The organism is Pseudomonas sp. BF-B-30, from assembly GCF_019956305.1.
Taxonomy (GTDB): Bacteria; Pseudomonadota; Gammaproteobacteria; order Pseudomonadales; family Pseudomonadaceae; genus Aquipseudomonas; species Aquipseudomonas jessenii.
This window is the reverse complement of record NZ_JAHBDG010000011.1, coordinates 17771-39702: the sequence shown is the minus strand read 5'-3', so window position 1 is coordinate 39702 and position 21932 is coordinate 17771. Positions and strand designations below refer to the sequence as shown.

Below are 21932 nucleotides of genomic sequence, written 5' to 3'. Positions count from 1 at the left end.
TCTGCATTTTAAGGGGATGAAGCCATGCGCTTTTCCGATCTGACTCAACGTATCGCCGGTGACGGCGCCGCCGCGTGGGACATTCACTACCGGGCCTTGGCACTGCGCGAGCAAGGCGAAGACATTCTGCTGTTGTCCGTGGGCGATCCGGATTTCGACACGCCACAGCCCATCGTGCAGGGTGCGATCGACAGCCTGCTGAACGGCAACACGCACTATGCCGAGGTGCGCGGCAAGCGTGCCCTGCGCGAGGCCATTGCCAGGCGTCATCAACAACGCAGCGGCCAAAGCGTTTCGGCCGATCAGGTCACCGTACTGGCCGGGGCGCAATGTGCGCTGTTCAGCGTGGCCCAATGCGTACTCAATCCGGGTGACGAAGTGATCGTCGCCGAGCCCATGTACGTCACCTACGAAGCGGTATTCGGTGCTTGCGGTGCCGTGGTGGTGCCGGTGCCCGTACGCTCGGAAAACGGCTTTCGCGTGTTGCCCGAAGATGTCGCCGCGCGCATCACGCCACGCACCCGGGCACTGGCACTGAACAGCCCGCACAACCCGTCGGGCGCGAGCCTGCCGCGCAGCACCTGGGCCGCCTTGGCTGAGTTGTGCATCGGCCATGACCTGTGGCTGATTTCCGATGAGGTCTACAGCGAACTGCTGTTCGAAGGCGAACACGTCAGCCCGGCGAGTCTGCCGGGCATGGCCGAGCGCACCGCGACCCTCAACAGTCTGTCGAAATCCCACGCCATGACCGGTTGGCGCGTCGGCTGGGTGGTGGCGCCGCCATCTTTGGCCGCGCACCTGGAAAACCTCGCGTTGTGCATGCTCTACGGCTCGCCGGATTTCATTCAGGACGCCGCCGTGGTGGCCCTGGAAAGCAACCTGCCGGAACTCGAAGCCATGCGCGAAGCCTATCGCCAGCGTCGCGATCTGGTGTGCGACAGCCTGGCCGATTGCCCCGGCGTGCGGGCGTTGAAACCCGATGGCGGGATGTTCGTGATGCTCGATATCCGCCAGACCGGGCTCAGCGCCCAGGCGTTTGCCGACCGGTTGCTGGATCGCCACGGCGTGTCGGTCCTGGCGGGCGAGGCCTTTGGTCCGAGCGCGGCGGGGCACATTCGCCTCGGTCTGGTGGTCGGTGCCGAACCGCTGCGCGATGCCTGCCAGCGCATTGCCCGTTGTGCCCAGGAATTGATGGAGGCCCAGGTTCATGCTTAATCACAAGACACTGTTCATTGATGGCCGCTGGCAAACCCCGTCGGGGCGGGGCATCGCCGAGGTGATCAACCCGGCCACCGAGGAAGTCTGCGGCAGCGTTCCGCTGGGTGATGAACTCGATGTTGAAAACGCCGTGGCGTCGTCTCGCCGGGCCTTCGCTTCATGGTCGCGCACGCCGTCCAGCGTGCGTGCCGGTTATATCCGTGCACTGGCCGATCAACTGCGCAATCGTGCCGATGAGATGGCCGCGGTCATCACAACGGAACTGGGCATGCCGGTGCAATGGTGCCGCTCGGTGCAGGTCGACGGGCCGATCACTGGCCTTGAGCAGTACGTCGAACTGGCGCATCTCATGGACGAGGTGCGCGAAGTCGGCAACTCGCTGGTGATCCGCGAGGCCGTGGGTGTCTGCGCGTTCATCAATCCGTGGAATTACCCGCTGCACCAGTTGATCGGCAAACTGGCCCCGGCGCTGGCCGCCGGTTGCACGGTGGTGGTCAAGCCGAGTCAGGAAACCCCGCTGCATGCCTTCCTGCTGGCGCAGATGATCGAGGACATCGGCCTGCCTGCCGGGGTGTTCAACCTGGTCAGCGGTCCGGGCTCGAAAGTCGGCGAAGCGCTGGCCAAACACCCGGACGTGGACATGGTGTCGTTTACCGGCTCCACCGGTGCCGGGGTGCGGGTCGCGCAAGCGGCGGCACCTTCAGTCAAGCGCGTGTGCCTGGAACTGGGCGGCAAGTCGCCGTTGCTGATCGCCGAGGATGCCGACCTGGCAGCGGCGGTGCGCTACGGCGTGCAGGACGTGATGATCAACTCCGGCCAGACCTGCACCGCGCTGACCCGCATGCTGCTGCCGGCCAGCCGTTACGCCGAAGCCGTGGAACTGGCGCTGGCGGAAACGTTGAGTCTGCGCATGGGCGATCCCCTCGACCCGCAAAGCTTCCTCGGCCCGATGTGTTCGGCCGGGCAAAAACGCACCGTGCTCGATTACATCAAGGTCGGCCAACAGGAAGGCGCACGACTGCTGTGCGGCGGTGACACGCCATCGACGTTCGAGCGCGGGTTCTATGTCAGCCCGACACTGTTCGCCGATGTCGACAACCGCATGCGCATTGCCCAGGAAGAAATCTTCGGCCCGGTGCTGTGCCTGATTCCCTACGCCGATGAGGCGCAAGCGATCCAGATCGCCAACGACTCGCCGTTCGGCCTGTCCAGCGGCGTCTGGGCTGGCAGTGCCGAGCGTGCCTTGCAACTGGGGCGTCAGCTGCGCGCCGGTCAGTGCTTCCTCAACGGTGCGGCGTTCAATTATCAGGCGCCGTTCGGTGGCTACAAACAGTCGGGTAACGGTCGCGAATGGGGTGAGGAGGGGCTGAACGAGTTCGTCGAAGTGAAGGCGATCCAGGTGTGACGGTTGGCGATTCAAACGTTGTATGCACCGGGCCATGGCCCGGTGTCTTGCGTGGTTTTGAACCGGTAATTCATTAGCTTTTTGATCAGGGGCAATGCAATGAGCGATAACAAAAACAAGATTACTCAAGCGAACCATGAATTCAGTTTTCCGCGTAGAGACTTCCTCAAGTACAGCGCCGCTGCCGCAGCGGTGGCCGGGGCGTTCTCCATGGGCCTGCCGTTCGGTGCCTTCGCCGAAGACGCCACGCCAAAACCCGGCGGCGTACTGCGTCTGGGCCTGGCCGGAGGCAGCACCACGGACTCTAAGGATCCGGGCTCCTGGGCGGACACCTTCACCTTCGTCGGTTTCTCGGCGGTCTATAACACCCTGACCGAAATTGCCGTCGACGGCACCGCGATCCCCGAACTGGCGCAAAGCTGGATCTCGACCCCGGACGCGCGCATCTGGACCTTCAAAATCCGTCAGGGCGTGACCTTCCACAACGGCAAGACCCTGACCGCCGACGACGTGGTCGCTTCGATCCAGCACCACCTCGGCGAGAAATCCACCTCGGCGGCCAAGACCGTGCTGGGTGACGTGGCCAAGGTCAGCGCCAACGGCAGCGACAGCGTGGTGTTCGAACTGCACTCGGGCAACGCCGACTTCTCGTATGTGGTCGCCGATTACCACCTGGCGATCATGCCGAGCAAGGATGGCGCGGCGGACTGGCAGGCCGGCGCCGGCACCGGTGGCTATCGCCTCAAGGACTTCGAGCCGGGCGTGCGCATGACCCTGGAACGCAGCCCCGATTACTGGAAACCGGGCCGGGCACACTTCGCCAGTGCCGAGCTGATTGCCATTGCCGACGGCGCGGCGCGGGTCAATGCGCTGGTCACCGGGCAAGTGGATGTGATCAACAAGGTCGACCTGAAAACCGTCGCGCTGCTCAAGCGCAACCCGAATCTGGTCATCGAAGAAACCAAAGGCGCCCAGCACTACACCTTCCCGATGCTCACCGACAGTCAGGTGTTTCAGAACAACGACGTGCGCCTGGCGATGAAGCATGCGATCAACCGCGAAACCCTGCTGGCTTCGGTGCTGCATGGCTATGGCCTGGTGGGTAACGACCATCCGATCCAGCCTGGCAGCCGCTTCATCAACACTGCGCTGGAGCAGCGCACCTACGACCCGGACAAGTCGCGCTTCTACCTGAAAAAGGCCGGTCTGGATTCGCTCAAAGTTCGCCTGCAAGCCTCCGACGCTGCCTATACCGGCGCCGTGGATGCTTCGGTGCTGTTCAAGGAACAGGCTCGCGCCGCCGGGATCGACATCGACGTGGTGCGCGAACCGGCGGACGGCTTCTTCTCCAACGTGTGGATGAAGCAACCGTTCACCACTTCGTTCTGGTACAGCAGCCTGACCGCCGACCGCATGTTCAGCATCGGTTACGCCAAGGGCGCGGCGTGGAACGAAACCCACTGGGACAACCCGCGCTTCAATCAACTGCTCAACGCCGCTCGCGGCGAAATGAACGACCCGCTGCGCCGCGAGATGTACAACGAAATGCAGACGCTGTGCCGGGACGAGGGCGGGGCGATCGTGCCGTTGTTCGCCAGTTCGGTGGCGGCGCGCTCGAACAAGGTTGCTCACGGCGCACAGACCGCGCCCTATGGCGAGCTGGATGGCCTGCGGGTGATCGAGCGGTGGTGGCAGGCGTGATGCCGGGATCGATCAAACAATGACGATCAACTGTGGGAGCGGGCTTGCTCGCGAAAGCGGTGTGTCAGTCGCCACATATGTCAGCTGACAGAACCTCTTCGCGAGCAAGCCCGCTCCCACAGGGGAAATCGCAGTCTTCAAAGGCGTGCCAATTTCAAGGAACTGCACGATGAGAAGTATTTTCAAGCTGTTGGGACAGCGTCTGGCGCTAGGCCTGCTCTCGCTGTTCGCCGTCTCAGTGATCATTTTCCTCGCCGTCGGCATGCTCCCGGGCGATATCGCCCAGGCCATGCTGGGCCAGTCGGCCACTCCGGAAACCGTGGCCGCCTACCGCGCGCAACTGGGGCTGGACCTGCCGCCATTGTCCCGCTTTGGCCACTGGATCTGGCAGTTGCTGCACGGTGATCTCGGTGTGTCGCTGGCCAACCAGCGGCCGATCGCCGAACTGGTGGGTACGCGTTTGGGCAACACCTTCAGCCTCGCATTGCTGGCAGCGCTGGTGTCGGTGCCGCTGGCTTTGCTGCTGGGGATGCTCGCGGCGCTGTACCGCAACAGCTGGTTCGACCGTTTGCTCAACACCTCGGCGCTGAGCGCGGTGTCGTTCCCCGAGTTTTTCGTCGCCTACATCCTGATCCTGGTGTTCGCGGTGAAGCTCAACTGGTTTCCTAGCATTTCCAACCTGGCGCCGGACGCCTCGTTGGGCACGGTACTGGAGCGTTCGGTGTTGCCGGTGGCGACCCTGAGCCTGGTGGTCATCGCGCAGATGATGCGCATGACCCGCGCATCCTTGATCAACCTGCTGGCCAGCCCCTACATCGAAATGGCCCGGCTCAAGGGCATCAGCCAGTCGCGGATCATCTTCCGTCACGCCTTGCCCAATGCCCTGGCCCCCATCGTCAACGTGGTGGCGCTGAACCTCGCGTACCTGGTGGTTGGCGTGGTGGTGGTCGAAGTGGTGTTTGTCTATCCGGGGCTCGGCCAGTTGCTGGTGGACTCGGTGGCCAAGCGTGACATCCCGGTGGTGCAGGCCTGCAGCCTGATCTTCGCCGCGACCTACATCCTGCTCAACACCAGTGCCGATGTGCTGTCGATTGCCAGCAACCCACGCCTGATGCATCCGAAGGGGTAGACCATGAGCCTGTTAAAACAAGTGTGGCAGGCGCCCCTGAGCGCCAAGTTCGGTTTGTTGATGATCCTGCTGTACGTGCTGGTGGCGGTGTTCGCGCCGGTATTGGCACCGTTCGGCGAAACCCAGGTGGTGGGCGAGGGCTTCGCCCCCTGGGGCGGGCAGTTCCTGTTGGGCACCGATAACCTGGGGCGTGACATGTTCAGCCGCCTGGTCTATGGCGCGCGCAACACCCTGGGCATTGCCTTCCTCACCACCGTCCTGGCGTTCCTGCTCGGTGGCTTGAGCGGCCTGATCGCAGCGATCAAGGGCGGTTGGGTCGACCAGGGATTGTCCCGGGTGGTGGACATCCTGATGGCCATTCCGCAACTGATCTTCGCCTTGCTGATCCTCAGCGTGGTCGGCACCACGGCGACGTCGCTGGTGCTGGTGATTGCGCTACTGGATGCGACCCGGGTGTTTCGGCTGTCTCGTGCTGTGGCGATGAACGTGGTGGTGCAGGATTTCGTCGAAGCCGCACGCCTGCGCGGTGAAGGCCTGTGGTGGCTGGTGACCCGCGAGGTGTTGCCGAACGCGGCGGCACCGCTGATTGCCGAGTTCGGCCTGCGTTTCTGCTTCGTGTTCCTGTTCATCAGTGCGCTGTCGTTCCTCGGCCTGGGCATCCAGCCGCCCACCGCCGACTGGGGCAGCATGGTGCGCGACAACGCGGTGCTGATCACCTTTGGCGACATCAGCCCGTTGCTGCCCGCCCTGGCCGTGGCCTTGATCACAGTCAGCGTCAATTTCGTCGTCGACTGGATGCTGCACAAATCCAGCGGCCTCAAGGAATGCTGAACATGACGACCTCAAAACCTTTGCTGGAAATCCGCAACCTGCACATCGAAGGCCATTACGAAGATGCCTGGCATCCGCTGATCAAGGGCATCGACCTGACCCTGCAACGGGGCGAGGTGCTGGGCCTGATCGGCGAGTCCGGCGCGGGCAAGTCGACCCTCGGCCTGTCGGCCATGGGCTACACCCGCGACGGCTGCCGGATCACCGGCGGCTCGGTGCACTTCGACGGTATCGACTTGCTCAACGCCAAGCCTGAAGCCCTGCGTAAACTGCGGGGGCTGCGTATTGCCTATGTGGCACAGAGCGCGGCAGCCTCGTTCAACCCGGCCCATCGCCTGATCGACCAGCACGTCGAAACCGCTGTGAAAAACGGCGGCATGAGCCGCGAGCAGGCCATGCGCGAGGCGGTGGAGTTGTACCGGGTGCTGCGCTTGCCCAATCCCGAAACCATCGGCCAGCGCTATCCGCATCAGGTCTCCGGCGGCCAGTTGCAGCGGGTCATGACCGCCATGGCGATGGCCTGCCATCCGGACCTGATCATCTTCGACGAACCGACCACCGCGCTGGACGTCACCACCCAGATCGAGGTGCTGGCAGCCATTCGTGACGCGGTCGCGACCTATGGCAGCGCGGCGATCTACATCAGCCACGACCTGGCGGTGGTGGCGCAGATGGCCGACCGCATCATGGTGCTGCGCCACGGCAAGCTGGTGGAAGAAGCCGAAACCCGGCAGATGCTCGGTGACCCGCAGGAGGACTACACCAAGTCGCTGTGGGCGGTGCGCAGTTTCCGCACCGAACCCAAGGCCTGTCCGCAGCAGGAACAACCGCTGCTGGAACTGCGCAACAGTTGCGCCAATTATGGCCAGCAACCGGTGCTGCACGACGTTTCCCTCAAGCTCTACCGTGGTCAGACCCTGGCGGTGATCGGTGAGTCTGGCAGTGGCAAAAGCTCCACCGCGCGGTTGATCACCGGTTTGCTGCCACCGACCTACGGCCAGGTGCTGTACGACGGCGAACCCTTGCCGGCAGACTTTCGCCAACGCAGCAAGGAGCAACTGCGGCGCATCCAGATGATCTACCAGATCCCCGACACCGCGCTGAATCCGCGCCAGCGCATCGTCGACATTATCGGCCGGCCGCTGACGTTTTATCTGGGCCTCAAGGGTAAAGCCATGCGCGCCCGGGTTGCCGAACTGCTGGAGATGATCGAACTCGACCCTGCGACCTTCATGGATCGTCAGCCCCGGGAGCTGTCCGGCGGGCAGAAGCAACGCATCTGCATCGCCAGGGCCCTGGCGGCCGAGCCGCAACTGATCATCTGCGATGAAGTGACCTCGGCCCTCGACCAACTGGTGGCTGAAGGCGTACTGAAATTGCTCAACCGCATCCAGCAGCAACTGGGTGTCGGCTATCTGTTCATCACCCATGATGTTGCTACTGTGCGGGCGATCGCCGATGAGGTATTGGTGATGCAACGGGGCAGGGTGGTGGACCACGGCTCGCGCAGCCAGATCTTCACCCCGCCGCACCAGGACTACACCGGGCTGCTGTTTTCTTCCGAACCGCAAATGGACCCCGACTGGCTCGACCGGTTGCTGGCCACGCGCGCTTCCACACCTTCAACCGATACGCTGGAACAAGTCTAAGGAACCACCATGAAAGTACTGATCGTCCACGCTCACCCGGAGCCACAATCCTTCACCGCCGCCCTGCGGGACCAGGCTGTCGCCACGCTTGAAGCCCAGGGCCACGAAGTGCAGGTCAGCGACCTGTACAAAATGAACTGGAACCCGGTGGCCAGCGACGCGGACTTCTCGAATCGGGAAAACCCCGAATACCTGGTCTATGCCCTGGAACAACGCCTGGGCGTGAAGAGCCAGTCGCTGGCGGCGGACATCCAGGCTGAGCTGGACAAACTGCTGTGGGCCGACCTGCTGATCCTCAACTTCCCGATCTTCTGGTTCTCCACCCCGGCCATGCTCAAGGGCTGGATCGACCGGGTGCTGGTGTCGGGCATCTGCTATGGCGGCAAGCGTTTTTACGATCAGGGCGGCCTGGCCGGCAAGAAAGCGCTGGTGACCGTGACCCTGGGCGGGCGTGAGCACATGTTCGGCGAAGGTGCGATTCACGGTCCGCTGGAGGACATGCTGCGGCCGATCCTGCGTGGCACCCTGGCTTATGTTGGTTTTGATGTGCTGGAGCCGTTCGTGGCCTGGCATGTGCCGTACATCAGTGACGAGGCGCGCCAGCAGTTTCTGGTGGATTACGGGCAGCGACTGCAGCATCTGAGCGATGATCAGCCGCTGGTGTTTCCGAAGTTGGCGGAGTTTGATGACAAGCTCTATCCGCTGACAACCAATGCCTGACCAACACCACATACCCCCTGTGGGAGCGAGCTTGCTCGCGATGAGGACATCAGCTTCAACATCCATGTTGACTGAGCCACCGCCATCGCGAGCAAGCTCGCTCCCACAGGTTTTTGGTGTGTGCCAGGTATTCTGCAGCCTGCTGTTCCGGATCTGTTTAACGGCTGTCAGCGTTACTTCCAGCAAGCTACGACGGCTTGCGTCATTGCCTACAGCTACGCCAGAACCCGCCGGTTTGTGCGTCTTGGAGCCGGGTTCTATCGTTTGCCGGTCGCTGGAAAACAACAGCGATGGGGTTTGCTAGCCCGGTTATCCAGGCGCAGAGCACCACGCTTTGCAGAGTATTTTGTCTCTGCTTAATGGTGGTCATGCGTAGGGCGTCTTCGGATGCGCCGGGTTCCTGGGCCGGTCTACCAACCTGCGTATGGCCACCACCCCTCGTTTGGTATTGGCAGTGAATCGGGCACTGGATCGGCTCGATCCGGCTGAGTAACCGCACATCCGCAGTTCACCAATAGACCTGCAGGAGCGAGCCTGCTCGCGATATCGGCCGTACATTCGACATTTATGTGCCTGATACACCGCAATCGCGAGCAGGCTCGCTCCTGCACAACGTCCACCGCTTGTTCGGAAGTCCTTCTGTGCGGGGCCGTTGAACTACACTTTTCAGTTGCTCCACCCGATCGGCAGGCGACGCATGGCGCCGCTTGCCGCCCGCCAGTCGACCCAAAGGCTTGCCCGATGTGGCAAGCCTGTCGGAGGTCATCATGAAACGATTTTCACCGGTCAGCCTATGTATCGCATTGTCGATTTTGAGTGCCCCGGGTTGGGCGCAATCGGTGGTGCCGATGAAAGGGCAAAGTTCGCAACAAACCCAGGCCGACATCAACGAATGCAACAGCATCGCCACCAGCCAGAGCGCCTCGACGGCTTCCACGCCTTCCGGCGGGAGGATCAAGGGTGCTGCTGCCGGGGCCGCCGCCGGCGCGGTCGGGGCCCAGGTGCGGGGCAATCAGCATGACGAAGCTTATGATCGTGTCGACGATGACAGGAAACAGGACTATCGCCAGAACCGCGCCAAGGAGACGGCGGCGGCCGGCGCCGTGGTCGGTGCTTCACGTCAGCGCCAGGAACGCCGGGAGCAATCGAAAACCACCCAGGCGAACACCACGACGGCTTACACCAGCTGTTTGCAGGGCAAGGGTTATCAGGTCAATCCTTGAATCAGGTATGGAACACATTGTGGGAGCGAGCTTGCTCGCGATGGCGGCGGCACATTCGACATCCAGGTGTCTGACCCACCGCTATCGCGAACAGGCTCGCTTCCAGAGGGATCTTCAGTGTTTCGAGAATTCGGTCAAGAGCACAATGTCCGGGGCTTGAGCTCGCTGTTTCAAGAAAACAGACGGATAAGGAAACGGTCTGTAGCTCCAATCTGACAACCGTTCATCGGTGAACTACGCTGCGATACGTACTCTGGATTTGAATTTCGTGACGTAAGGATCTGACACATGCGGAGCAGGCTGCTCGCTGTAATGTTTACTGTTTTCGGGATGTTTTGGTCGGTGCAACTGTGGGCCGAAGACGCACCGAAAGTGGTCGATGCTCCCGTTGAATTGAAAGTGGCCAACCGCAGCATCATGGTGTTTCGCGCGACCATCCTCGGTGAAGCCCCGGCCTCGCGGGTCAAACGGGCGAAAGCGGTGATCGGTGAGGCGCTGGATGAGGCCGACGACCTCAATGTCACCCTCGACCCGATCATGAAAAGCTACATGGTGCTGCTGGGGTCTCGCCGTGCTTTTATCGTTTCGCCCACAGATGTCGACGAGACCGAATTCGACTCGGTGCAACTGGCCGCCGAAGCCGCGGCCGACAGGCTGCGCCAGGTCGTGGCTGAAACCCGGGAAGCCCGTAGCCTGCAGTTGATCCTGCGTTCCGTCGTCGCCGCGTTGCTGGCCACCGGCATTTACATCGCGCTGCTGTTCGGCATGTCGTACCTGCGGCGCAGAGTGCTGCAGAAACTGCCTGAACTGATGCATCGGCACACCCAGGCGCTGAAAGTCGGAAAGGTTCCGCTGATCGATGCCAACTTCCTTTATCCATTGGTCAGCCGCGTACTGGAATTGCTGCGCTGGGTCATCGTGCTGCTGCTCTCTTACGAGTGGTTGGGGTTTGTCCTGTCGCGGTTTCCCTATACCCGGCCTTGGGGTGAAAGCCTTAACAACTATCTGCTGGAAGTCGCCGACTATTTGCTGCAAGGGATTCTAGGGGCCATCCCCGGGCTCGGCGTGGCGCTGGCGATCTTTTTCATTGCCCGTGGCGCGACAGCGTTCTCTCGCCGGATACTGCGGCGCATGGCCACGCCCGGCACCTTCAACTGGCTGAACCACGAAACCCTGAAACCGACTCAGCGCCTGACTTCGCTGGCGATCTGGTTGTTTGCCCTGGCCATGGCTTATCCCTACTTGCCGGGTGCCGGTACCGATGCGTTCAAAGGCTTGTCGGTGCTGGTCGGCCTGATGATCTCCCTGGGTGCTTCCAGCGTCGTCGGGCAGGCGGCGGCCGGATTGATCCTGACGTACACCCGAACCCTGCGTCCCGGTGAGTTCGTGCGCATTGGCGAGCACGAAGGGACGGTCACTGAACTAGGCATGTTCACCACGAGCATTCGTACCGGCCTGGGCGAAGTGCTGACCCTGCCCAACTCGATGATCACCGGCACGGTCACCAAGAACTACTCACGGGTCGTACAAGGCCCCGGTTATGTGGTCGATACCGTAGTCACCATCGGTTATGACACCCCCTGGCGGCAGGTCGAAGGGATGTTGCTGGAAGCCGCCAGACGCACGCCCGGCGTCCTCGAAACCCCACCGCCGCAGGTGTTCCAGACGGCATTGTCGGACTTCTACCCGGAATACCGGCTGGTGGCCCAGGCCATACCCAGCCAGCCTCGACCGCGCGCCGTGCTGTTAAGCATGCTGCACGCCAACATCCAGGACGTGTTCAACGAGTACGGTGTGCAGATCATGTCGCCGCACTATCTGGGCGATCCGCCACAGGAGAAATGGGTGCCCAGGGACAAGTGGTACATGGCACCTGCGCAGGAATCGAAGGAGACGTTGAAGTAATGGCAGGGTGGGGTAGGTAGGGCGAAGACGAACATTGTGCAGAGTGCGATGAGCGACCCGGGGGAGGCCGCTCAGTTGTAGCGGTGTCAGAAAAGCATATAGGCGGATGCAGTCGTCTGATTCAGGTCGATCTCTCCGACCTCCAGAACTTCGTATTCAGCGCGCAGGCCGATGTTGCGAAAGACATCGAACTCGACGCCGACACCATAGGTCAGGTCAACCCCGGTATCGTCGTCGGTGGCATTGCCGTCGGCGTCCCAGGCGTGAGCACCGACACTGCCGAATACCCGCAACCGATCGCCCAGCGGAAAGCCGACATGGGCGGCAGCCTGAGCCGATTTACCATCGAAATCGACATTCTTGTCCTTGAATTGACCCAGGTCGACGTAGGCCCCCTCGAAGGCCAGGTAGCTATTGACGCGATACCCGGCATAAACCTTGTAGCTGGTGTCGTCGTCGTCCAATCTGGATTCGTCGGTCTGTATGCTGCTTACGCCAGCTCCAAGATATAAACCTTTGTCATCAGCGAGCGCCTGAAAAGACAGCAGCGATAGCAGTGAAGCGAAGCCAAGGTTTCGAAGTAGCATGGGTGGTGGAGTCCTTGTTCAGGTTTGTCTGGTGTTAGGGTTCGGCGAGCATTTGAGGGGCCATGAAGGGTTAATAAAAATCATTGATTGATATTTTTGAGTCGTAAGGCGGGATGTTTTCCGGACATTGAAAGTAGCGTCTTGCCAATGCTTGAATTGGCAGCGCTTTGGAGAACAACCAGCCTTGCGCCAATAGAACCCCCTCCGAGACCAGATGCGGCAGTTGCTCCTGAGTCTCGACACCTTCGGCCACGACCTTGAGTCTCAGCGACCTGGCCAACTGGGCAATATGGCGCCACAAGGCATCCTTGGCCGCGATCTTGTCGTCGGCGATGAATGAGCGATCTAATTTCAGAATGTCGAAAGGCACTGAATCGAGGAGCGAGAGGTTGGAATAGCCGATACCGAAGTCGTCCACGGCAATGCGATGTCCGCACGCACGAAGCCGTCGCAATTGCAGGGCGGCTGGCTTCTGATCGATCAGGGTCCTTTCGGTGATTTCAAAAGCCATGGCGGACACTGGCATGTTGTAGGTTGCCAGTACGCTGGCCACATAGTCTGGAAAACTTGGGTCCTGAATATCCTGAGCGCAAAGATTGACCGTAATGTAGAAGTCCTTGCACGCCCAAAGGTAGGTGCTGTAATCCTCCGCCACTTGTCGAATCACCGAACGCGTAAGTATGCGGATCAAGTCGGATTTTTCCGCCACCGCAATGAAAACATCCGCAGGCACTTGGGTGCCGTTGTCGTTCCAGCGAGAAAGTGATTCAGCGCCCACCAGATAGCCCGTCGTCAGGTTGACGATAGGCTGGTAGTGAACATCCAGCCTGTTGGCTTTCAGGGCATTGCGAAGCCGTACGGCGGTAGAGGTGTAATGCCGTTTGACACACCATGCGAGCAAAAACAGCGCTGCGAACACGCACACAAGGCCAATGAATAATTTGAATTTGAGACTCGTCAGGTAGCTCAACGGAAGAGAAATGACCGAGATCAGTTCATTTCGGTTGCCGGCAAAGGCGATGAGGACCTTGTCTGCAGAGGTAACCAGTTCTTCCAGGTGGAACGGTTTCTGCATCGCCAGCGGTTTGTGGCCCGTAGAGGCAATGGGCACTGCGCCGCCGGGGCCGATGAGGTCCAGTTGCAGGTCCCTGGGAAACTTCAAGTTGTCGAGCAGGAGCTTCTTGTTTGCCCAGACGTAGGTTGACTGTTCCGACACAATGATAAAATCGGAGTCCGCAGAAACCGTGTGGCCAGCATCCACCCAGTAGGTTCGCTTTCCAACGGAAAACTTGCGCTTGTCGCTATCGGCCAGTATCGAGGGAGGTGCTTGTCCGTAGGAGGAACAGATCTTGCCATTGGGCAACTGGATTGCCGCTTGATCAACAAATCGCAGGTTTTTGACCAGGTCAGCCAGTTGTGAGTATTGCTCTATGGAGCATTCCTGACCCGAGCGATCGAGATCGCCGAGGGTTTCCAGTACTTTGTCGATCTGCGCATTGGGCTCCACTTGAGCAGCACGCAGATCGGCATAAACGTTATTCAACTTCCGTGCAACGAATTGATCCGCCAGCCCTCCAGCACAGAACCATGCGGCCCAACCTGCTGCAGCAATCAGACATACAGTGACTGCGTGCCTTCCAAGTAACGCTTTATATGCGGCAACCATCGAAAAGCTCCGAGGTATCATTAATTCACTGTGCTTTCTGTCGTCACGAATTAAGCGACTTCAGTACCAGTCAATTACCCAAGCCAACAAGATGCCGCTGGCATAGACGGTAATACACAGTGCGATTTTCTGCTTGAGTGGCAGTGTGTTTATTCGATGATGCATGCTTATCTCCTTGAGTAGGCAAATAAGCAATTGTGGAAACTTGTGGTTAATCAAGGAAAATCATTAATCATCATTTTTGCGGCTTTGATAAACGCCTGTTAACGATAATTTCTCTCCCCGACGACCTAGTTGTAAACAGATGAGGTCGTGTTCCTTGGCCTGGCCGAGTTGCGCTTGGCCGTTTCCGACGGCGTCTCTCCGTAAGCCAGCTGATACGCCTTGGAAAACCGGCCCAGATGGTGAAAGTTCCAAAACATCGCGGTTTCTGTGACGGTAGGCCACGTTTTATTGATCAGGTCGCGACGGGCGCTTGCGAGCCTCAAGTTTCTGATATAAGCGATTGGCGATATCCCGAACGTTTCAATAAAGCCAAAATGCAAAGTGCGAGTGGTGGTTTCCAGTTGCCTTACCAGCGATTTTATAGTGAGCGTTTTTTTTGTGTTTTCATGGATGTACTGTATGGCTTGTATCGCCACCTTTCTTCTTGTCGGGACTTTGCGGATGAAGCGGCCAGCGGGCGTCAACGATTGCAACAGAGAAGCGAGTACCGCACTTTCAATCGTCGAACCTTCTGTTTCGCTGCGCTGTGCTGAAGCAGCGTCGTTGATGTCGACACAGCACGCGCTGATGGCTTGAATGGCCGATTGTATGAATTGAAAGTTTTCAGCCTGGAAACTGTGTTGTGTTCTGTTTGCAAGGATATCTATGACAGAGTGATGTTGGCGGCACCGCTCATAGTTTTCCAGTGTCGTGGTGATGGTGAAAAGTGTTTCATTCGGTTCGCAGGTGTACTGCACCGATTCATCACTGTGCAGTACGATGACTTCGTCAGGCCGTAGTTTTTGATTGTTTACGACGGGGCGGCCAATCGGTGCCTGGGAGATGGCGAATGTCACGAATCCGGCAGGGACAGAACTGACCAGCGTCACGGATGAGTCGAACTCAAGGCGACTGCACTGCAGTTGCGGACTGTGAAAGAGTTTGTGTTGCCGAATGCGCGCTTCATGCTCGGTCGGAATAAGGCTCATTTCCCATTTGCCTATTGTTCTATTCAGTTGGCTCGGCAAGGCAGAAGACAAATGAAAGATCTCGTCGGGCGGTGCGATACTCATGAAATTGAAGGCTCATCTGTTAAATGATAAGGGTCAAGCCTGACGGGCAGTCATGGAGAAGATTCGCGATTGGGCGTTCTTGCTGTCGGTGAGATCGACCCCATTGCCATTGGCTTTGAACGGGTTGTCAGATTCCCCGGATCAGTTCCAGTTCCGCCGAAAATGCGTACTTGCTGTCCAACGGTGAGTCGTCCATGTGTTGAACGTTGCGCGGATCGATTTTCGAACTGAAGATCTGCGATTGGGGTTTCATTGGGTCAATGGCTGCTGCTGTAAAGGCGTAAAAGTCGTCAATACGATAACCGTTTTTTACCTGATAGCCAGTTTTCACAGTAGTTGGGGCCTTTTTGTTGGTTTCGATACTCGTCAACTTGGCACTGTAGACGCCCTTGTCGTCGGCCATGGCCTTGAGAGAAAGCAATAAACCAAACGACACGGTGACGAAGTTTTTCAGTAGCATCGAGGCGATTCCTTATTAACAGTTTATTCAGGCAGCGCAGAATGTCAGCTGCATCTCTGCCACGACTTGGGCTGCAAATAATCTCACTTCGATGGTGCCTGCCAAAGTCAATAACTCATATTTGTCAGGTCGTCAGAAGAGGCCAGTCAGCATTTGCCTGCCCCTCATAGAAGTATGAGCGAACTGGCGTAGCTCATGCCTGTGTCACTTTGTGGTGGGGCGGGGAGAGTAGAATCACTGCTCTGCTCGTCTGTATGATACTCATTCTCACTGTGTATTTTCAGATGCGATAGTTTCTGGCTGTCATCCGGGCTTGTTTCAACTTCATAATACTCAATGGTCGTGCTTTCGACGGAGTGCTCGTCGTGTGCCAACGAATAAAGTGGAATGGCAGACAGAAACAAGACCCCCAGGAATCTGAAAGTCGGCGATTTATGGGCTCGCAGGTAATGCATGGCGTTCACTTGATTCCCCCTGTAGGGCATTGTCCCGGACGAGAATCAAGCGGGCTCGATTCCAAGGATTATCGAGGAGGGATTTTTGGCGGGGGAGACGTTTGATTCAAATCAATAAGTATTATTTTTGTTTGAAATTCTTTGATGTGAACCTTTGCCAGGCGGGTGTCGAGCCCGTTCGGGAGGCCGATTAATGGTTCATGCAGCGCAAACGGCCAAGTTCATGGATGTAAAAACACACCGCGTTTTTATCCTGGGTCGGGATCAACTCGTAGTTTAGAATGGCGCCTTCTTGCAAGACGTATTGACGTCTAAAGAACAAGTCAGGGGTCTTTTCAATGGCAAAAAGTTCATTATCCTGGCTGAGCTTGATGTTGCTGACTTTGATCTCGACGTGTTTATTGGTTTCTCCGATTATGTTCGCTGAGATGGTCGCGTTGCGGATTTTCCCATTCAGGCTTTCCAGCGTGGTCCCCGTGAGCCTGCCATGCCCGATAGTGAGGTACTCTTCGGTGTTGAGTTGGTTGAGATCTTCCAGCCATTGTCGGGATTTTGTCTGGTAACTGATATTTTCCATGTAGTGCGAAGGTGAGTAAACGAAAGAGAAAATGCACAGTGCATTGATCAAGCCTATAAGAGGCCAGTGAACCGCTTGCGAAATTTCAAATTTCATAAAGTGACTTCCAGACATTGACGAATCATCAAGGCGAGGTCCCTTTCGCTGCTGTTCAATTGTAGATTTGCAGTGCTTAGATCCTGGCGGATGCACGAAACGGAATAATTGGCTTTATACAGGTTGATCCAGACCTGGCCCTTCAGGTTTGGTGGCAGCTGTTCGGTTTGTTTGGCCGACAACTCCATCAGCGCTTGCGCCTCGGCAAGATCACTGCCCACGGCGTGTATGACCAGTCCATTCTTGTCGGCACTGGAAATTTCAATTTTTGGCGCGTCGAAGTCGAATTGAAAAACAGTAAAGGCAACGACTGCCAGCGTAACGATATAAGCGATCAGCTGGGCTTTTGTAATGCGCGCGGATTCATTGGTTTTACCTGAGGGTGCAAGCAGCCCATCACTACCAGCCGGTGGTAGTTGCTCAGCGATGGGGGCGGGGGGCTGCGTTGTTTCCTCCCGGGGTGCCGGTACATCTGCTTGTGCATCGACGACACATTGCCGGTTGAAGCAATATCCTCGTCGAGGAACAGTCATCAAGATCTCGTGATCCCGGCTGTCATTGAGAATATTGCGTAGTGAGAAAACCGTTTGATTCAAACTGCCGGAGGCAACCACGCGGTCATTCCAGGTGTAGTCGATGATTTCATCGCGGCTTTTAGTGACACCTGGCTCCATGAGCAGCAGGTCCAACAGGCGCGACTCAGCTCTACCTAGCGTGGAATTCTGTACATCTCCATGGGGTGTTGTAATGGAAAGCATGGCGCTGTCCGGGTCGAATACCGCGACGGCGCCATTTTTCAATTTGAAGGTGTAGCTCATAGAAATCTTCCGTTCAGGCGGTGCTGGCCTGAGTATAGGGGCCGGATTTGGCTCGGTACATTCTGGTCTGGGAAGTGAACGAAGATGAGGGCCCAGCGGAAGGTGCACTGTGTGTTGCATTTACGATGCTGGATTGGCTCGTTTCAGAGGCGTGCAGTTCGGCAAACAGCCCTGTCTGTCAGAGGTATCCGTTCAATCATACAAAGGAAAAGCATCGCTGGATGACCCATGGTTTTCGATTTGGACACCATGAATAATGCTTGGAATGGATTAACTGCGCTATCCGAAAACTGCAAGCTCGGGCAGGAGGGGGGGGGCGCGGCCACACCTCAATGAACTAACCTCGCTGTTGCGCCAGGTTTCTGTATCAGCCTGAACTATCAGGATACAAATCAATGATGGTGTTCTTGTGCACTTGGCTTGTGAAAGATTATTTTTGATTCTTATTAGCTTTTAACCAGGGACGTTACCGATTTAAATGGATCTCGAGGAACGTTGCGTGTTCACGGTTTGTTTGTCGCGGCGTCAACGATCCTCACCTCTCGTTCTACGACTTTGCCCCGAGTCCTTTCATGAAGGGCCCGGGGCTTTTTTTGGTTCTTCACGCCGTTGTCGTCATCGATCAAGGCAAAACATCGTAGCCACGTTGTTGCAGGCAGCTGCTGTAGACGGAGTTGTTGGCGGTGATGCTTTGTTCGCTCTCACTCAGATTCTCCCGGCGCGCCTGACGTTGCCTGGCGCCCCCCACGACGACGCCGGCAGCCGCGGCACTGCGTGCGTGGTTCTGGCGATAGTCTTGGCGGGTATCGTCGTCGATCTGGTCATAGACGTTTTCATGTTGGCGGCCCCGAACTTCCGCCGCCGTCGCACCGGCTACCGCGGCGGTTGCGGCGCCCTTGACCCGACCACCGGAGGGCACGGTGCTTTGTACCGGATGCTGCGCGTTGGCCTGGGATTGGCAGGCACTGGTGTCCTGCTGGATGGTCTGGGAGGTCTGACCTTTGAGGGGAATCACGGTTGCCGCCAGGGCGCTGGTGCTCATCAACAGCATCAGGATCGCCAGGGTATGGGCCAGAATTTTCATCATCGAGTCTCGCGTCAGGCGTCGGCACGGCTAACGGTTTGTCAGAGGGAAAACGCGGCGTGGCGCCACGTTGAAACCCCATGCCGGTCTGCTCGCGATGCCATCCAATGCCGGTGGACGGCAGGCACTTTCACGCTTGCGATGGGGTTTGCTTGAACGTCAATGCTTGAGGAGCAGGGCCTGCATATCGTCTGACATGCCTTTGAGTGCAACCTTGAAGTCATTGGCAACAATCGGCTGCTTGGCATTCTTGATGGTCTCGCCGAACACCTTGCGCACGATCTTCGCTACGGGCAAACCGGTTTTGGCGTCGATCAGGTTGGCTTCGATGTACATCTCGGCGGTCTGGTCCCGGTGCCCGGTGGCTGCTTGTGTCGCCCCGACAATGGCCCCGATTGGTACGACTTCATACCAGTGCATACCTTCGTTGTTGGCGCTGACGTGAGTGATCGCCGCCTGCAGGATCAGCGACCGTGAATTGGTTGGCGCCAACTGTGGATAAGGGACGATCGCATAGCGGCGGGCAAAGGCGGTCTTGACGCTGTTGCTGGCCATCAATTGCAGGTCTTGCAGGGTTTTCAGGCTGACGCGCGCGGTCGGCTGCGGCGATGGATACAGTTCCATCTGCCTGAACACCACTGTGGAATACGCGCGTGGATCGAACCCTGGCGATACCCAGCGCAATACTTTCTGCTCACTCGGCGTAGTTTGCTCCTCCAGGCCCTGGTAATTGCCCAGGAAGCCCGAGTATTGCTCTTGCTGCGCGACTTGCGAGACGCAGCCGACCTGAAATACACAGCTCAAAGCAATACCCGCAATCCATTTATTCGACATGCCCATATGTTTGGTTCTCAAGTGATGAAAGTTGTCATTCGGGTTCCGACCTGGCCCCGGGCATTGGTCCGGGCGCCTTGTTTTCAGGCACTGGTATTTGCCAGTCGGTTACGCAAAGCAGGTGCTTGCACGCCGGTCAATGCGGGCCGAATGCTGCCCGTAGCGGCGGGATAATCCGAATCAATAACTCTCAAAAACTGTTAAACACACGGTCAGGACAAATTGCACATCGATCACAGTTGCCTACGCTAACCCTTTGCAACGCCGGTTTTGGCATCGCCGTGACGTTCCTGTTCCCACGCTGATACGCCGTTTCGGACGGCCTGAAGGAGGCACCGCATGGACCGATTCACCGGCGGTTGTTTGTGCGGCAAAGTGCGTCTTGTCGCGTCGGGGCGCCCGTTCCGGGTTGGTGTTTGTCACTGTCTCGACTGCCGCAAGCACCATGGGGCGCTGTTCCACGCATCCGCGATATTTCATCAGGATGCCGTGACAATCGAGGGCGAAACGCGTGACTACGCCGGGCGGCACTTCTGTCCGCAGTGCGGTTCGTCGGTGTTCTCACGCAGCGCAGACGAAGTCGAGGTGAACCTTGGATCTCTGGATGCCCCTGACCAGTTGACGCCAACCTACGAGAGCTGGACTGTGCGGCGCGAGGCCTGGTTGCCGGCGTTTGCACTCACCCGACACTACGAGCGCGATCGAGACGGCACGGGGCGATTTGAGGATTAGCGGGCACCTATTCATATGCCATAACAAGCGGCTATGACAATGAGCGCGAGAAAACACACCAACTGAACGCTAAAGAAGGCAAACCGAACTGCCACGAACGCATTGGTTTGCTCATGGGAGACGTGAACCAATGACTGGCACACGCGAGCGATCAGGACGAGTGTGGACAAGTAGTTCACTGCGGCGCCGTTGACATCAAGGGCTGTAATCACGAACACGATGACACCAAACACAGGCAGGTTTTCCACACAGTTGGCGTGGGCCCTTGTCCCGCGGCGATACCAATCTTCGCCTTCGAGCCGATCGCTTCGGAAAGAGGCGATCGGAACACTCGAGAACAGGATTGCGACCCAGCGATAAACCCCGACGGTTGCCATCAATAGCAGCAAGGTCCAGGTCGCAAACCCAAGCAGCATCCACATCGGTATCGTCATGGCCGCCATCCTCGATGGTTCATTATCAGCACGTCGTCCCGCAGCACGACCGACGAGCAGTCAGTCGCGCGCTGTCGGTCAATTGCTCATGACGGGGGCCAGAGCGGTCTGAATCCTGGACATCTGTGCCGGCGTTGTCATCTGCGTCAGCAGTCGACCGAAGTGTGGATGCCGTACGCCCGAGATAATGTATTGCCAGCGGTAGGCGCTCAGCACGCAGGTCTTGATTTGCGCGGTCTCATCGACACTGAACGATCGTGAAGCATGACTGATGAAGTAGTCTGCATCGGCTGCCGATTGTGCCTGCAGGATCGCGTCGACGGCCGCTACCAGCGCAATCAGGTCATTCACTGCCTGGTCGTGCTCGGTCGACGAGAGTTTCGCGTGCTCGTCCTGCCATTCCAGTTCATCGAGTACGACGTGCCGGCTTTCATCCTTCCAGTGGAATTTGAAGACATCCTTGAACAACGGGCACAGCTCCTCGCGCGGGGCGATGCTTTGCACGTAGTGCGCCTGAACAAACAGCTCGATGTGACAGGTCAGCGCCAGCACCGACCAGGTACTGGCCGCCAGTACCGCGCGCGCCACCTCGTTTGGATCGGCAACCTGACGATATCCCGCTGGCAATTTCGAACTCATCATCGTCTCCATGCGCCGAAACAACTCCTGGTGCTTGATCTCGTCGTTGGAAAAACGCACCAGCGCTTCAAGGGCCAGTTGATTGTCAAATACATGGGCCCGACCCTGATCGAGCATCTTGGCACTGATAAAACGCTCGACCAGGCCAAAGATGTACGCATAGGTCCGGCCCTGGATCTGACTGAGCAGGCGCGCCTGGGCCGTATCGAGAAAGGTCAGTCGGTCGACCTGCGACAGTCCGTCGGGGAGAAATTTGCGCGAGAAGTCGAAACTGCGGTCCTGGAGCAGATCGCGATCGATCTGCCATTCGGACTTTTTCGATGACCTGACCATTTGCGCATAACGGGCGGTGTTGCCTGACGCTGAACCGGGTAGGGTAACGACGCTGTTCATATGGATCTCCTGCTGCCCTGGTGGCGTTGGAATGGGGCAATTTCGGTTGACGTCGGAGCCAATGACCCTGGGTGAAGCCTCTGGGGCAGTTTCGATCGC

20 protein-coding genes are annotated in these 21932 nt (G+C 58.3%); 10 read left to right on the top strand and 10 right to left on the bottom strand.

Annotated elements, in window-relative coordinates:
• The first annotated feature begins 24 nt into the window (after positions 1–24).
• The 9 genes from KGB29_RS06735 to KGB29_RS06695 all read left to right on the top strand — a co-directional run bounded on the left by KGB29_RS06735 (position 25) and on the right by KGB29_RS06695 (position 11781).
• Positions 25–1215 (top strand): pyridoxal phosphate-dependent aminotransferase, encoded by a 1191-nt coding sequence (locus tag KGB29_RS06735; protein ID WP_150813205.1) that lies wholly within the window; start codon positions 25–27, stop codon positions 1213–1215.
• A complete protein-coding gene (locus KGB29_RS06730; protein ID WP_150813204.1) occupies positions 1208–2623 on the top strand; it encodes an aldehyde dehydrogenase family protein in 1416 nt (471 codons plus the stop codon). The genes KGB29_RS06735 and KGB29_RS06730 overlap by 8 nt, the downstream gene beginning before the upstream one ends.
• Before the next feature lie 99 nt (positions 2624–2722).
• Positions 2723–4324, top strand: a complete 1602-nt coding sequence (locus KGB29_RS06725; protein WP_150813203.1) for an ABC transporter substrate-binding protein — start codon at positions 2723–2725, stop codon at positions 4322–4324.
• A 169-nt stretch (positions 4325–4493) separates the two neighbouring features.
• On the top strand, positions 4494–5453 hold the full coding sequence (locus KGB29_RS06720; protein WP_057714915.1) for an ABC transporter permease: 960 nt from the start codon (positions 4494–4496) through the stop codon (positions 5451–5453).
• A 3-nt stretch (positions 5454–5456) separates the two neighbouring features.
• Positions 5457–6284, top strand: a complete 828-nt coding sequence (locus tag KGB29_RS06715) for an ABC transporter permease (protein ID WP_057714914.1) — start codon at positions 5457–5459, stop codon at positions 6282–6284.
• A gap of 2 nt (positions 6285–6286) precedes the next feature.
• Positions 6287–7933, top strand: coding sequence for an ABC transporter ATP-binding protein (locus tag KGB29_RS06710; protein WP_150813202.1), 1647 nt, complete (start codon positions 6287–6289; stop codon positions 7931–7933).
• 9 nt (positions 7934–7942) lie between these two features.
• Positions 7943–8653 (top strand): NAD(P)H-dependent oxidoreductase, encoded by a 711-nt coding sequence (locus tag KGB29_RS06705; RefSeq protein WP_057714912.1) that lies wholly within the window; start codon positions 7943–7945, stop codon positions 8651–8653.
• A 767-nt stretch (positions 8654–9420) separates the two neighbouring features.
• A complete protein-coding gene (locus KGB29_RS06700) occupies positions 9421–9876 on the top strand; it encodes a YMGG-like glycine zipper-containing protein (protein ID WP_150813201.1) in 456 nt (151 codons plus the stop codon).
• A 288-nt stretch (positions 9877–10164) separates the two neighbouring features.
• Positions 10165–11781, top strand: a complete 1617-nt coding sequence (locus tag KGB29_RS06695; RefSeq protein ID WP_150813200.1) for a mechanosensitive ion channel family protein — start codon at positions 10165–10167, stop codon at positions 11779–11781.
• Between the two features lie 86 nt (positions 11782–11867).
• Here the strand turns inward: KGB29_RS06695 and KGB29_RS06690 are convergent, their stop codons facing one another.
• The 8 genes from KGB29_RS06690 to KGB29_RS06655 all read right to left on the bottom strand — a co-directional run bounded on the left by KGB29_RS06690 (position 11868) and on the right by KGB29_RS06655 (position 19641).
• Positions 11868–12368: an outer membrane beta-barrel protein gene (locus tag KGB29_RS06690; protein ID WP_057714909.1), complete on the bottom strand. Its 501-nt coding sequence runs from the start codon at positions 12366–12368 to the stop codon at positions 11868–11870.
• Between the two features lie 70 nt (positions 12369–12438).
• The gene (locus tag KGB29_RS06685; protein WP_150813199.1) at positions 12439–14034 is read right to left on the bottom strand and encodes an EAL domain-containing protein; all 1596 of its coding nucleotides are present in this window, start codon (positions 14032–14034) and stop codon (positions 12439–12441) included.
• 290 nt (positions 14035–14324) lie between these two features.
• On the bottom strand, positions 14325–15311 hold the full coding sequence (locus KGB29_RS06680) for a helix-turn-helix domain-containing protein (RefSeq protein WP_150813198.1): 987 nt from the start codon (positions 15309–15311) through the stop codon (positions 14325–14327).
• A 127-nt stretch (positions 15312–15438) separates the two neighbouring features.
• Positions 15439–15771 carry a hypothetical protein gene (locus tag KGB29_RS06675; RefSeq protein ID WP_150813197.1) on the bottom strand — a complete coding sequence of 111 codons (333 nt, stop codon included), beginning with the start codon at positions 15769–15771 and terminating at the stop codon, positions 15439–15441.
• 645 nt (positions 15772–16416) lie between these two features.
• Positions 16417–16899 (bottom strand): hypothetical protein, encoded by a 483-nt coding sequence (locus KGB29_RS06670; protein WP_057714905.1) that lies wholly within the window; start codon positions 16897–16899, stop codon positions 16417–16419.
• Positions 16896–17717 (bottom strand): transcriptional regulator, encoded by an 822-nt coding sequence (locus KGB29_RS06665; RefSeq protein WP_150813196.1) that lies wholly within the window; start codon positions 17715–17717, stop codon positions 16896–16898. Before KGB29_RS06665 ends, KGB29_RS06670 begins: the two co-directional genes overlap by 4 nt.
• A gap of 622 nt (positions 17718–18339) precedes the next feature.
• Positions 18340–18801: a hypothetical protein gene (locus tag KGB29_RS06660; protein ID WP_150813256.1), complete on the bottom strand. Its 462-nt coding sequence runs from the start codon at positions 18799–18801 to the stop codon at positions 18340–18342.
• 159 nt (positions 18802–18960) lie between these two features.
• Positions 18961–19641, bottom strand: coding sequence for a DUF3313 domain-containing protein (locus tag KGB29_RS06655; protein WP_057714902.1), 681 nt, complete (start codon positions 19639–19641; stop codon positions 18961–18963).
• A gap of 333 nt (positions 19642–19974) precedes the next feature.
• Between KGB29_RS06655 and KGB29_RS06650 the strand changes: the two genes are divergently transcribed.
• Entirely contained in the window at positions 19975–20367 is a 393-nt protein-coding gene (locus KGB29_RS06650) for a GFA family protein (RefSeq protein WP_057714901.1), read from the top strand.
• An 11-nt stretch (positions 20368–20378) separates the two neighbouring features.
• Here the strand turns inward: KGB29_RS06650 and KGB29_RS06645 are convergent, their stop codons facing one another.
• Positions 20379–20801 carry an MAPEG family protein gene (locus KGB29_RS06645; protein ID WP_057716609.1) on the bottom strand — a complete coding sequence of 141 codons (423 nt, stop codon included), beginning with the start codon at positions 20799–20801 and terminating at the stop codon, positions 20379–20381.
• Positions 20802–20879: 78 nt separating this feature from the next.
• Positions 20880–21833: a diiron oxygenase gene (locus KGB29_RS06640; RefSeq protein WP_150813195.1), complete on the bottom strand. Its 954-nt coding sequence runs from the start codon at positions 21831–21833 to the stop codon at positions 20880–20882.
• Positions 21834–21932 lie beyond the last annotated feature (99 nt).